The organism is Actinomadura bangladeshensis, assembly GCF_004348335.1.
GTDB lineage: Bacteria > Actinomycetota > Actinomycetes > Streptosporangiales > Streptosporangiaceae > Spirillospora > Spirillospora bangladeshensis.
Genome location: NZ_SMJW01000016.1, coordinates 19,948 through 32,681 on the forward strand (window position 1 = coordinate 19,948; position 12,734 = coordinate 32,681).

The 12,734-nt window shown below is 72.8% G+C and carries 11 protein-coding genes; 5 read left to right on the forward strand and 6 right to left on the reverse strand.

The genetic code is table 11. The annotated features are described in order from the left end of the window. Positions 1 to 4 precede the first annotated feature (4 nt). The 4 genes from pip to E1284_RS05475 form a co-directional block, all read right to left on the reverse strand. Positions 5 to 958: a prolyl aminopeptidase gene (gene pip / locus E1284_RS05460; protein WP_131937784.1), complete on the reverse strand. Its 954-nt coding sequence runs from the start codon at positions 956 to 958 to the stop codon at positions 5 to 7. 57 nt (positions 959 to 1,015) lie between these two features. After that, positions 1,016 to 4,948, reverse strand: coding sequence for an ATP-dependent RNA helicase HrpA (hrpA, locus tag E1284_RS05465; protein WP_131937715.1), 3,933 nt, complete (start codon positions 4,946 to 4,948; stop codon positions 1,016 to 1,018). A gap of 187 nt (positions 4,949 to 5,135) precedes the next feature. Then, positions 5,136 to 6,044 (reverse strand): SDR family oxidoreductase, encoded by a 909-nt coding sequence (locus tag E1284_RS05470; protein WP_131937717.1) that lies wholly within the window; start codon positions 6,042 to 6,044, stop codon positions 5,136 to 5,138. After that, on the reverse strand, positions 6,041 to 6,814 hold the full coding sequence (locus tag E1284_RS05475) for an SDR family oxidoreductase (protein WP_131937719.1): 774 nt from the start codon (positions 6,812 to 6,814) through the stop codon (positions 6,041 to 6,043). Before E1284_RS05475 ends, E1284_RS05470 begins: the two co-directional genes overlap by 4 nt. 54 nt (positions 6,815 to 6,868) lie before the next feature. On the opposite strand from E1284_RS05475, the gene E1284_RS05480 reads away from it, so the two are divergent. From E1284_RS05480 to E1284_RS05495, 4 genes are read left to right on the forward strand one after another with little or no spacing between them, the layout of a single operon-like run. Then, the gene (locus E1284_RS05480) at positions 6,869 to 7,615 is read left to right on the forward strand and encodes an enoyl-CoA hydratase family protein (protein ID WP_131937721.1); all 747 of its coding nucleotides are present in this window, start codon (positions 6,869 to 6,871) and stop codon (positions 7,613 to 7,615) included. Further along, complete coding sequence (locus E1284_RS05485) at positions 7,612 to 8,475, forward strand: CoA transferase subunit A (RefSeq protein WP_131937723.1); 864 nt, start codon at positions 7,612 to 7,614, stop codon at positions 8,473 to 8,475. Before E1284_RS05480 ends, E1284_RS05485 begins: the two co-directional genes overlap by 4 nt. Then, the gene (locus E1284_RS05490; protein ID WP_131937725.1) at positions 8,472 to 9,203 is read left to right on the forward strand and encodes a CoA-transferase subunit beta; all 732 of its coding nucleotides are present in this window, start codon (positions 8,472 to 8,474) and stop codon (positions 9,201 to 9,203) included. Before E1284_RS05485 ends, E1284_RS05490 begins: the two co-directional genes overlap by 4 nt. Before the next feature lie 52 nt (positions 9,204 to 9,255). Further along, complete coding sequence (locus E1284_RS05495) at positions 9,256 to 10,317, forward strand: NAD(P)H-dependent flavin oxidoreductase (RefSeq protein WP_131937727.1); 1,062 nt, start codon at positions 9,256 to 9,258, stop codon at positions 10,315 to 10,317. Here the strand turns inward: E1284_RS05495 and E1284_RS05500 are convergent. Next, on the reverse strand, positions 10,314 to 10,934 hold the full coding sequence (locus E1284_RS05500) for a TetR/AcrR family transcriptional regulator (protein WP_131937729.1): 621 nt from the start codon (positions 10,932 to 10,934) through the stop codon (positions 10,314 to 10,316). The genes E1284_RS05495 and E1284_RS05500 overlap by 4 nt on opposite strands. Positions 10,935 to 11,001: 67 nt before the next feature. Here E1284_RS05500 and E1284_RS05505 point away from each other — a divergent pair, with 67 nt between their 5' ends. Continuing rightward, positions 11,002 to 11,574, forward strand: coding sequence for a peroxiredoxin-like family protein (locus tag E1284_RS05505; RefSeq protein ID WP_131937731.1), 573 nt, complete (start codon positions 11,002 to 11,004; stop codon positions 11,572 to 11,574). Positions 11,575 to 11,657: 83 nt separating this feature from the next. Here the strand turns inward: E1284_RS05505 and E1284_RS05510 are convergent, their stop codons facing one another. Beyond that, a complete protein-coding gene (locus E1284_RS05510; protein ID WP_131937733.1) occupies positions 11,658 to 12,668 on the reverse strand; it encodes an aldo/keto reductase in 1,011 nt (336 codons plus the stop codon). Between the last annotated feature and the right edge of the window lie 66 nt (positions 12,669 to 12,734).

The window sequence follows — 12,734 nt, forward strand, 5'->3', positions numbered from 1 at the left end:
TCGTTCAGTGAGCGGCGAACCGGTCGGTGGCCTCGATGAGCCTGTCCCGCGTGCCGGGCTCGGAGCCGCCGTGCCCGGCGTCCTCGACGATGTGGAACTCCGCCTCGGGCCACGCCCGGTGCAGATCCCACGCCTGGTCCGGCGGCGTCTTCATGTCGTAGCGGCCGTTGACGATCACGGCCGGGATGTGCCGGATGCGGTCCACGCCCGCGAGCAGGCCCTCCCCGGGGAGGAAACCGCCGTTGGAGATGTAGTGGTGCGTGATGCGCGCGAACGCCAGGACGGTCGCGTCGTCCAGGTCCGGCGGCGGGACGGGAAGGAGCGTGTTCGCGGACAGCTCCCAGGCCATCCAGGCGCGGGCGGCCGGGATGTGGACGGCCGGGTCCGGGTCCTCGATGCGGCGCCCGTAGGCGGTCATCAGGTCGTCCCGCTCGGCGGCCGGGATCGCGTCCCGGAACGCCGCCCACTCGGCCGGGAACAGGTGCGAGGCGCCGCCCGGCGTGAACCCCCACGCCTCATCGGACGGGCGCACGAGGTAGACGCCGCGCAGCACGATCTCGGTGACGCGGTCCGGGTGCGCCTGCGCGTAGGCGAGCGCGAGCGTGCTGCCCCAGCTTCCGCCGAACACGAGCCACCGGTCGACGCCCAGGTGCTCGCGCAGCCTCTCGATGTCGTCCACCAGGCGCGGGGTGACGTTGTGCTCCAGTGGCACCGACGGGTCCCCGGCGTGCGGCAGGCTCTGTCCGCAGCCCCGCTGGTCGAACAGCACGATCCGGTACCTGGACGGGTCGAAGAACCGCCGGTTGTCGGGGAGCAGCCCGCCGCCGGGGCCGCCGTGCAGGAACACCGCGGGCTTGCCGGCGGGGTTCCCGCAGACCTCCCAGTGGACACGCTGGCCGTCGCCGACGTCGAGCAGGCCGGAGTCGTACGGCTCGATCGGCGGATAGTACTCCCGCAACGTCATGATCCAGTCATACAGGCAGCTGATCATGCCCCGCCAATCGGAGCGATCCGGTCAGAGCTGGGCCATGGCCTTGCGGATGCGCTTGTCGGAGACCGGGAAGCGGGTTCCGAGCTGCTGGGCGAAGAGGCTGACCCGCAGCTCCTCCAGCATCCAGCGGATCTGCCGGGCCGGCTCGTCGTCGCGGCGGGACGGGTGCAGGCGGCGCAGCGCCTGCTCGTACTCCTGCGCCAGGACGTCGACCTGGTGCGCGAGCGTCCGGTCGCGTCCGGGGTTCTCGGGGAGCTTGTCGAGCCTGACCTGCAGGGCGCGCAGGTAGCGTGGCAGGTCGTGGAGCCGCGCCCAGCCCGTCGCGGTGACGAAGCCGGGGTGGATCAGCGTGCCGAGGTGCCCGCGGATGTCGGTCAGCGCCGGGACGAGCGTGAGGCTCGCGGTGCCGCGCAGCCGCCGGTCGGCCTCGTGCGCCTCGGCGAGGATCCGCTCGACCAGGGCGACGGTCTGCGCCGTCGCGTCGTGGAGGTCGGCGCGGACGCGGTCGTACAGGGCGCGGAAGCCGTCCTCGTCCCAGGCGGGGCCGCCCGCCTCGGCGATGAGCCGGTCGGCCGCGGCGGTGACGCAGTCGTCGAACAGCGCCGCGACGGAGCCGTGCGGGTTGTGGCTGAGCGCGAGCTTGCCCTTGTTGGTCAGGCGGCCCTGGATGAGCTTCACCGGGGACGGCGCGTTCAGCAGGATCAGCCGGCGCGTGCCGAGCCACATGGCACGGCGCTGCTCGGCCTCCGTCTCGTACATGCGGACGGCGACCGTGCCGCCCTCGTCGGTGAGCGCCGGGTACGCCTTGACGTCGTAGCCGTTCTGCTTCTGCTCGTAGGTGCGGGGCAGCTCGCCGATCGTCCACTCGGTGAGGCCGGAGCGCTCAACGGTGGACGCGGCCTTCGACAGCGTCCCGCGCACCGTGCCGGCGAGGCGGCGCTTCAGCTCGCCGAGGTCGGTGCCCTCGCCGAGGGTGCGGCGCCTCTCGTCCACGACGCGGAACGTGATGCGCAGGTGGGCGGGCAGCCGGGACGGGTCCCACGCCTCCCGCGCGACGGGCACGCTCGTCATCGCGGTCAGCTCGCGTTCGAGGGCGTCCAGCAGCGGCTCGGTGCGCGGCGCGACGCGGTCGAGGACCTTGCGGGCGTAGTCGGGCGCCGGGACGAAGTTGACGCGCAGCTGCTTCGGCAGCGACCGGATCAGCTCGGTGACGAGCTCGGTGCGCAGGCCGGGGACCTGCCACTCGAAGCCGTCCGGCCGCACCTGGTTGAGGACCTGGACGGGGATGTGCACGGTCACGCCGTCGGCGTCGGTGCCGGGCTCGAACTGGTAGGTGAGGCGCAGGCGCAGCGGGCCCTGCTTCCACACGTCCGGGTAGTCGGCCTCGCTGACCCCGCCCGCCGTCTCGTTGATGAGCATCGACTTCTCGAACCCGAGCAGGTCGGGGTCGGCGTGCCGGGCCTTCTTCCACCAGGCGTCGAAGTGGCGCCCGGAGACGACGTCCTCGGGGATCCGCTCGTCGTAGAAGTCGAACAGGGTCTCGTCGTCGACGAGGATGTCGCGGCGCCGGGCGCGGTGCTCCAGTTCCTCGACCTCGTCCAGCAGGGCGCGGTTGTCATGGAAGAACCGGTGGTGGGTCTCCCAGTCGCCCTCGACGAGCGCGTGCCGGATGAACAGCTCGCGCGACAGCTCCGGGTCGATGCGGCCGTAGTTGACGCGGCGGTCGGCGACGATCGGCACCCCGTAGAGGGTGACCTTCTCGTGCGCCATCACGGCCGCCTGCTTCTTCGACCAGTGCGGTTCGCTGTAGCTGCGCTTCACCAGGTGCCCGGCGAGCGGCTCGATCCACTCGGGCTCGATCTTGGCGTTGATCCGCCCCCACAGCCGGGACGTCTCCACCAGCTCCGCCGACATGACCCAGCGCGGCGGCTTCTTGAACAGCGACGACCCCGGGAACACGGCGAACTTCGCGCCCCGCGCGCCGAGGTACTCCTGGCCGCGGCGCTGCTTCTCCTTCTTCTCGGCGTCGATCAGCCCGATGTGGGAGAGGAGGCCGGCGAGCAGCGAGGTGTGGATCAGGTCGGGCGGCGCGTCGGCGGTGTTGAGCGTGACGCCGAGCGCCTTGGCGACCTGCTTGAGCTGGCCGTGCAGGTCCTGCCACTCGCGGACGCGCAGGAAGTGCAGGAACTCGTTCTTGCACATCCGCCGGAACGCGCTTCCCGACAGCTCCCGCTGCTGCTCGCGCAGGTAGTTCCACAGGTTCAGGTAGGCCAGGAAGTCCGACGCGGGGTCGGCGAACCGGCGGTGCTTGTCGTCGGCGGCCTGCTGGTGCTCGGCGGGGCGCTCGCGCGGGTCCTGGATGGACAGCGCGGACGCGATGACCAGCACCTCCCGGACGCAGCCGTTCTTGTCGGCCTCCAGCACCATGCGGGCGAGGCGCGGGTCGACGGGCAGCTGGGCGAGGCGGCGGCCGAGCGGGGTGAGGCGCTTGCGCGGGTCCTTCTCGGCCGGGTCGATGGCGCCCAGCTCGTGCAGCAGGTCGACGCCGGCCTTGACGTTGCGGCGGTCCGGCGGCTCGACGAACGGGAACGCGGCGATGTCGCCGAGGCCGAGCGCGGTCATCTGCAGGATGACGGACGCGAGGTTGGTGCGCAGGATCTCCGGGTCGGTGAACTCGGGGCGGGACTCGAAGTCCTCCTCGGAGTACAGCCGGATGCAGACGCCCTCGGACACGCGCCCGCAGCGGCCCTTGCGCTGGTTCGCCGACGCCTGCGACACCGGCTCGATCGGGAGCCGCTGCACCTTCAGCCGGTGGCTGTAGCGGGAGATGCGTGCGGTGCCGGGGTCGACGACGTACTTGATGCCGGGGACGGTCAGCGACGTCTCGGCGACGTTGGTCGCGAGGACGACGCGCCGGCCGCGGTGCGCCTGGAACACCCGGTGCTGCTCGGCCGCCGACAGCCGCGCGTACAGCGGCAGCACCTCGGTGGTGCCGCGCTGCCGGGTGAAGTGCTTGGTCAGCGCGTCGGCGGTGTCGCGGATCTCCCGCTCGCCGCTGAGGAAGACCAGCACATCGCCGGGGCCCTCGCGGCCCAGCTCGTCCACCGCGTCGATGATCGCCTGGATCTGGTCGCGGTCGGGGTCGGCGGAGGGGTCCTCCGGATCGGCGACGGGCCGGTACCGGACCTCGACCGGGTAGGTGCGCCCCGACACCTCCACGATCGGGGCGTTCCCGAAGTGCGCGGAGAACCGCTCCGGGTCGATCGTCGCCGAGGTGATGATCACCTTGAGGTCGGGGCGCCGGGGCAGGATCTCCTTGACGTACCCGAGCAGGAAGTCGATGTTCAGGCTGCGCTCGTGCGCCTCGTCGATGATCAGCGTGTCGTACTGGCGGAGCAGCCGGTCGGTCTGGATCTCGGCGAGCAGGATGCCGTCGGTCATCAGCTTGACGAGCGTGTCGTCGCTGGACCTGTCGGTGAACCTGACCTTGTAGCCGACGGTGTCGCCGAGCTCGGTGCCGAGCTCCTCGGCGATGCGGTCGGCGACCGTCCGGGCGGCCAGCCGGCGCGGCTGGGTGTGCCCGATCGAGCCGAGCACGCCCCGGCCCAGCTCCAGGCAGATCTTGGGGATCTGGGTGGTCTTGCCCGATCCCGTCTCGCCCGCGACGATCACGACCTGGTGGTCGCGGACCGCGGCGAGGATGTCGTCCTTCTTCTGCGCCACCGGCAGCTCGGCCGGATACGTGATCGCGGGCACGGCGAGGCGCCGCCGCTCGACCCGCCGCTCGGCGGCCCCGATGTCGGCGGCGATCTCCTTGGCGACCTTCGCGCGGCGCGCGGCGTCGCGCATCTTCTGGGCGCCCTCGATCCGGCGGCGCAGCCGGTGCTGATCACGGAGCATCAGCTCCGGCAGGCGCGCGCGCAGGCCGGCGAGCGGCGATTTCACACTCGTCCTCATATCCGTCACCAAGGATAGGGTTCCGGGCCCGCGGCCCCGCTCACCCCGCAAACCTTCGCACCGTAGCCCGAACACCCGGCGAGGGGCGATCCATTTTCGGGCGCTGCGGGGGGTACAACACCGCTCCTCGGGACGGAATTCCGGGGCCGCGCCTGCGCGGCGGCCCCGGAAACGCCGGCGGCGCCGCTCAGCCCGCGCCGTAGACCGGCTCCGGAGCGGGCGCCTTCGCCAGGAGGTCCTTGACGACGGCGCCGACCTCGGCCGGGTCCCACCTGGCGCCCTTGTCGGCCGCGGGGCCGTGGCGGAACGCGTCCATCACGCAGATCTTGCCGCCCTCGGCCTCGAAGACCCGCCCGGTGACGCCGCGGGACTCGGCCGAGCCGAGCCAGACGACCAGCGGAGAGACGTTCTCGGGGGCCATGGCGTCGAACTCGCCCTCGGCGGGGGCGGCCATCGTCTGCGCGAAGACCTCCTCGGTCATCCGGGTGCGGGCGGCGGGTGCGATCGCGTTGACGGCGACGCCGTAGCGGCCCATCTCGGCGGACGCGACCAGGGTCAGCCCGACGATGCCGGCCTTGGCGGCGGAGTAGTTGCCCTGGCCGACGCTGCCGAGCAGCCCGGCGCCGGACGAGGTGTTGATCACACGCGCGTCGACGGGGCGGCCCGCCTTGCTCTCGGCCCGCCAGTACCGGCCGGCGTGCTTGAGCGGCAGGAAGTGGCCCTTGAGGTGGACGCGCATGACGGCGTCCCACTCGTCCTCGCCCAGGTTGATCAGCATGCGGTCACGGAGGAAGCCGGCGTTGTTGACGAGGGCGTCCAGCCGCCCGAACGCGTCGATCGCCGTCGCGACCAGCGCGGCGGCGCCCTCGTCGGTGGCGATGTCGTCGGTGTGCGCGACGGCCTTCCCGCCGAGCGCCTCGATCTCCCGGACGACGTCGTGCGCCGGTCCCCCGGACGCGTCGCCGGTGCCGTCCCGCGCGACGCCGAGGTCGTTCACGACGACGAGGGCGCCCTGCCGGGCGAACTCCAGCGCGTGCGCGCGGCCGAGGCCGCGGCCGGCGCCGGTGACGGCGACCACCCGGTCCTTGCAGATCATCGCGTTTCCTCCTTGTTCACGGTGGCGGCGTCCAGGAAGGCGGGCCGCTCTCCCCCGCCGTGGACCTGCATCGACGCGCCGGTGACGTAGGACGCCAGGTCGGACGCCAGGAACGCGCAGGCGGCGCCGATGTCGTAGGGGTCGGCGAGGCGGCCCATCGGCACGGTCTGCGACACCGCCGCGATGCCGTCCTCGTCGCCGTAGTGCAGGTGGGACAGCTCGGTGCGGACCATCCCGAGGACGAGCGTGTTGACGCGGATGTGCGGCGCCCACTCGACGGCCAGCGACGTGGTGAGGCTGTGCAGGCCGGCCTTGGCGGCGCCGTAGGCGGCGGTACCGGGCGACGGGCGCACCCCGCTCACGCTGCCGATGTTGATCACCGAGCCGCCGCCCCGCTCCATGAGCTTGCGCTGCAGCGCCCGCGCCATGATCAGCGCGGACGTCAGGTTCAGCTCGATGATCTTCACGTGGGTGCGCAGGCTCCCGTCGGCGACCGGCAGGAAGGGGGCGCCGCCCGCGTTGTTGACCAGCACGTCGACGCGGTCGAGTCCGTCGGCGAACGCCTGCACGGCATCCGGGTCGCGCACGTCCAGCGAGACGAAGCGGGCCGTGCGGCCGCCCGCCTCGGGCAGCGTCTCGGGCTCGCGCCGGGCGACCGCGACGACGTCGGCGCCCGCCTCCAGGAGGGCGCGGCTGATCCCGGCGCCGACCCCGCGCACGCCGCCCGTGACCACGGCGGTCCGGCCGCCCAGGTCGAGCGTCAGTGACATTCCGCCTCCTCTGCTACCTTCTGTTCTAACAAATGTTTGGTGGAAAGGTAGCGCATGGGAGTCTCCACCACGACCCTGGACGGGGTCGCCGAGATCGTCGTGGACGCGCCGCCGGTCAACGCCCTGACCGTCGCGGGCTGGTACGAACTGGCCGACGCGGTCACCGCGGCCGGCCGCGACCCGGAGGTCGGCGCCGTCGTGCTCCGGGCCGCGGGCCGGGGCTTCAACGCGGGCGTCGACATCAAGGAGATGCAGAGCACCGAGGGGCACACCGCGCTGGTCGGCGCGAACCGCGGCTGCTACGCGGCGTTCGCGGCCGTCTACGACTGCGAGGTCCCGGTCGTCGCGGCCGTCCACGGCTTCTGCCTCGGCGGCGGGATCGGCCTGGCCGGCAACGCCGACATCGTGGTCGCCTCGCAGGACGCCTACTTCGGGCTGCCGGAGGTCGACCGGGGCGCGCTCGGCGCCGCGACGCACCTGGCCCGGCTCGTCCCGCAGCACCTGATGCGCGCGATGGTCTACACGTGCCGCAACGTCACCGCGGAGGAGCTGCGCCACCACGGCTCGGTGCTGGAGGTCGTCCCGGCGGACGAGCTGCGCGCCAAGGCCCTGGAGGTCGCCGCGAACATCGCCGCGAAGGACAAGTACGTGATCCGGCGGGCCAAGGAGTCGCTGAACGGCATCGACCCGGTCGACGTCAAGCGCAGCTACCGCTACGAGCAGGGCTTCACGTTCGAGCTCAACCTCGTCGGCGCCGGCGACGAGCACCGTGCCGCGTTCGTCGCGAAGGGGGCGAAATGAGCAGCAAGGTGATGTCGGCCGACGAGGTCGCCGCGTCGCTGGAGAGCGGCATGACGGTCGGGATCGGCGGCTGGGGGTCGCGGCGCAAGCCGATGGCGCTCGTCCGGGCGATCCTGCGCTCCCCCGTCACCGACCTGACGCTGGTGACCTATGGCGGGCCGGACGTGGGGCTGCTGTGCGCGGCCGGCAAGGTCCGCCGCCTCGTCACGGCGTTCGTGACGATGGACTCGATCCCGCTGGAGCCGCACTTCCGGCAGGCGCGGCAGAGCGGGGCCATCGAGCTGACCGAGTACGACGAGGGCATGTTCCTGTTCGGGCTGTACGCGGCGGCGCACGGACTGCCGTTCCTGCCCACCCCGGTCGGGCTCGGCTCGGACGTCCTGAAGGTCAACCCGGAACTGAAGACGATCCGCTCGCCGTACGAGGACGCGACCGAGCTCGTCGCCGTCCCGGCCCTGAAGATGGACGCGGCGCTCGTCCACATGAACCGCGCCGACGCGCGCGGCAACGCCCAGTACCTCGGCCCCGACCCGTACATGGACGACCTGTTCGCCAAGGCGGCCGGCCGCACCTACGTGTCGTGCGAGCGGCTCGTCGACACGGCCGACTTCGCCAAGGAGGGGCCGGTGCAGTCGCTGCTGATCAGCAGGGCGCACGTGGCGGGCGTGGTCGAGACGCCGAACGGGGCGCACTTCACCGACTGCGTGCCCGACTTCGGGCGGGACGAGAAGTTCCAGAAGCTCTACGCGCAGTCGGCGGCCGACCCCGAGAAGTGGGCCGCGTTCACCGAGCGGTTCCTGTCCGGCGACGAGGCCGCCTACCAGGACGCCGTCCGGGTCTGGCGGGAGGAGAACCGATGAGCGACATCACGCGCGCGGAGGTGTGCGCGGCGGCGTGCGCCGACCTGTTCCGGGGCGACGGGGAGATCGTCGCGGCGGCGGTGGCCGGTTTCGTGCCGATGCTGGGGTCGCGGCTGGCGCGGGCCACGTTCGCGCCCGACCTGCTGACCACGGACGGCGGGCCGTCGCTGAGCGCCGAACCCGTCCCGCTCGGCGGGTCGGCGGAGACGGTCGAGGGCTGGCTGCCGTTCCGCGACCACCTGTGGCTCGTCCTGAACGGGCGGCGGCACGTGGTGATGGGGCCGAGCCAGATCGACGCGCACGGCAACACCAACATCTCCTGCATCGGCGACTGGGAGCGCCCGACGCGGCAGCTCCTCGGGGTGCGCGGCGGGCCCGGCAACACGCTGCTGAACCCGACGAGCTACTGGGTGCCGAAGCACTCGACGCGCGTGTTCACCGAGAAGGTCGACATGGTGAGCGGCGTCGGCTGGGACCGTGGCGCGCACGAGATCCGCGCGGTCGTGACCAACCTCGCGGTGCTCGACTTCGACACCCCGGACCGGCGGATGCGGCTGCGGTCGGTCCACCCCGGCGTGAGCGTCGCGGACGTGACCGCCGCCACCGGCTTCGAGCTGGCCGTCCCGGACCAGGTGCCCGAGACGCGGCTGCCGGACGGCGAGGAGCTGCGGATCATGCGCGAGGTCCTCGATCCGAAGGGATGGCGCGAGCGAGAGGTCCCGGCATGAGCGAAGCGGACCGGGGGGTGTGGGGGGTCGCCCCCCACGGAGAGGAGGCCTGATGGAGCAGCTGCTCGACACCCCGCTGACCCGGCTGACCGGCGTGCGGCACCCCGTCGTCCAGACCGGCATGGGCTGGGTCGCCGGGCCGAAGCTCGTCACGGCCACGGCGAACGCGGGCGGCCTCGGGATCCTGGCGTCGGCCACGATGACGCTCGACCAGCTCGCCGGCGCGATCCGCGAGGTCAAGGACCGCACGGACGCCCCGTTCGGGGTCAACCTGCGGGCCGACGCCGGCGACGCGGGCGACCGCATCGACCTCCTGATCAAGGAGGGCGTGAAGGTCGCCTCGTTCGCGCTCGCCCCGAAGAAGGAGCTGATCGCCAAGCTGAAGGACGCCGGGCTCGTGGTGATGCCGTCGGTCGGCGCGCGGCGGCACGCGGAGAAGGTCGCGGGCTGGGGCGCGGACGCGGTGCTCGTCCAGGGCGGCGAGGGCGGCGGCCACACCGGCGCCGTCGCGACGACGCTGCTGCTGCCGCAGGTCGTGGACGCGGTCGACATCCCGGTCATCGCGGCGGGCGGCTTCTTCGACGGGCGCGGCCTCGCCGCCGCACTGTCCTACGGCGCGGCGGGCGTCGCGATGGGCACCCGGTTCCTGCTGACGTCCGACAGCTCGGTGCCGGACGCGGTCAAGCAGGTCTACCTGGAGACCGGCGAGACCGTGGTGACCCGGCAGGTGGACGGCATGCCGCACCGGGTGCTGCGCAGCGAGCTGGTCGACACGCTGGAGAAGTCCGGGCGCATCGGCGGCCTGGTGCGGGCGGTGCGCAACGGCGCCCGGTTCAAGAAGCTGTCCGGGATGTCGTGGCGCGCGATGATCGCCGACGGGAAGGCGATGAAGCACGGCAAGGACCTGTCGTGGTCGCAGGTGCTGATGGCCGCGAACACGCCGATGCTGCTGAAGGCCGCCATGGTGGACGGCCGCCCGGACCTCGGCGTGATGGCGTCCGGCCAGGTCGTCGGCGTCATCGACGACCTGCCCACCTGCGGCGAGCTGATCGACGGCATCGTGCAGCAGGCCGTCGAGGCGATCGCCGCGCAGCAGGCCCTGCTGGCGCGTTAGGCGCCTTCGGCGCCGAGACCGCGCAGCACGGCCGCCAGTCCCCCGCGGAACTCCTCGTCGGGGCCGATATGGCGGGCGTGCCGCGCGGTCTCCGCCATGTGGGGGAACTCGCCGGCGGGCAGCGTGGCGATGGCGTCCGTCCCCTCCCCCGCCAGCGGGCCGAGGTGCTCCAACTGGATCGCGCCGATGATGTAGGCGATCAGCGCGCGCAGCGCGATGGCCGCGCGCGGCCCCGTGATGCCCGCCTCGGCGAGGAGCCCGGCGACCGTCTCGCCCCAGCACAGCGAACCCGCCGAGGCGTGCCGGTGGGTGAGCGTCAGCGGCAGGATCGCGGCGTGGGCGCCGAACGCGTCCCGCAGCCGCAGCGCCATGGTCTCGATCCGCGCGTCCCAGGGCCCCTCGCCGGGCGGAGCCGGGTCGACCTCGCCGTAGACCAGGTCGACGACGAGCCCTTCCAGTTCCTCGCGGTCGCGCACGTAGCGGTAGAGGGCCATGGTGCTCATGCCGAGCTCCTTGGCGACGGCGCGCATGGACAGCCCGGCGAGCCCGTCGCGGTCGATGACGGCGAGCGCGGCTCCCGCGAGCTTGTCGGTGCTGAGCGAGCGTGGTCGAGGCATGGCGCTTGACAGCGTACGGCATACGCTTACGATCGTAGGCGTATGCCGTACACCTAAGGAGGCGCTCATGCACCTGGCACCCGGCTCCGACGTCCCGGCGCGCGAACTCACCCCGGTCGGCGGCCCGCCGCTGCCCGTCCCCGACCCCGGCCGGCTCGTCCACCTGCAGTTCCGGCGGTTCGCGGGCTGCCCGATCTGCAACCTGCACCTGCGCTCGTTCACCGTCCGGCACGCCGAGATCGAGGCCGCGGGGATCCGCGAGGTCGTCGTGTTCCACTCGTCCGCCGAGGAACTGCGCGAGCACGTCGCCGCCCTGCCGTTCGCGGCGGTCGGCGACCCGGACAAGCGCCTGTACGCCGAGTTCGGCGTCGAGTCCGCCCGCCGCGCGCTGCTCGACCCGCGCGTCTGGTGGACGGTCGCCAGGTCGGTCGCCATCGGCACCTGGCAGGTCGCCCGCGGCCGCGCACGGGCGCCGAAGTCCCGCCCGGACGGCGGGCGCCTCGGCCTGCCCGCCGACTTCCTGATCGCCCCCGGCGGCCGCCTCGTGGCCGCGAAGTACGGCGAGCACGCCGCCGACCACTGGAGCGTCGACGATCTCCTCTCCCTGGCCGCGCAGGCCCCGGCCGAGGCGCCGAAGTGAGCACACGCGGAGGGCGCCGCCGTCCAGTTCGGCCGGGCACCGAACGTGCGCGCCGCCGAACTCGGGGATCGTGACGGCCCGCGTCAGTAGCGCTCTCCGACGGCGGCGGGGACGTCGTCCAGTTCCGCCAGGTCGGTCGCGGTGAGGTCCAGGTCGGCGGCGCCGGCGTTGTCGCGCAGGTAGCGCTGCTTCTTGGTGCCGGGGATCGGGATGACGTGCTCGCCCTGCGCGAGCGTCCAGGCGATCGCGACCTGCGCCGGGGTGGCGCCGTGCCGTCCGGCGACCGCCCTGACGACGTCGACGATGCGCAGGTTGGCCTTCAGCGCGTCCTCCTGGAAGCGCGGGTTGCCGCCGCGGAAGTCGGTGTCCTCGAAGTCGGCGGACGTGACCGTCCCGGTGAGGAAGCCGCGGCCGAGCGGCGAGAACGGGACGAACACGGCGCCGTTGGCGGCGCACCACCCCACCACGTCGCCCGCCTCCTCCCCCGTGCCCGCCGTGTGGCCCGGTGCCATGCCGGCCACACCGCCGGGCGCGCCCATCGCGTCGCGCGTCCACAGCGACAACTCCGACTGGATCGCGGCGACCGGGTGGATCGCGTGCGCCTCGGCGGCCTGCCGCACGCTGACCTCCGACAGTCCCAGCGTGCGGACCTTCCCCTCGGCGACCAGTTCGGCCATCGCGCCCCACGTCTCGGCCAGCGGCACGTCCGCGTCGACCCGGTGCAGGTAGTACAGGTCGATCACGTCGGTGCCGAGGCGGCGCAGGCTGTCCTCGGCGGACGCTTTGACATGCTCGGGCGTCCCGTTCCGGACGAGGTTCCAGGACGACCTGTCCCCGACGATGAGACCCGTCTTCGTCGCCACGACCGCCTCGTCACGGCGGCCCTCCAGCGCGCGGCCCACGAGCGCCTCGTTGTGGCCGTCGCCGTAGGGCTGCGCGGTGTCCAGGAACGTGACGCCGAGGTCGAGGGCCTCCCGGATCAGCGCGACCGACGCGTCGTCGTCGCGCTCCGAGGCGCTGTAGGCCCAGCTCATCCCCATGCACCCGAGCCCGACCGCGCCGACCTGCGTGCCCGCGAGATCACGCGTCCTCATGAGTCCTCCTCAGTGGTTCTCGCTTCGGGGACGATCATGCGGGACGGGCCGCGGACCCGGCAGAGT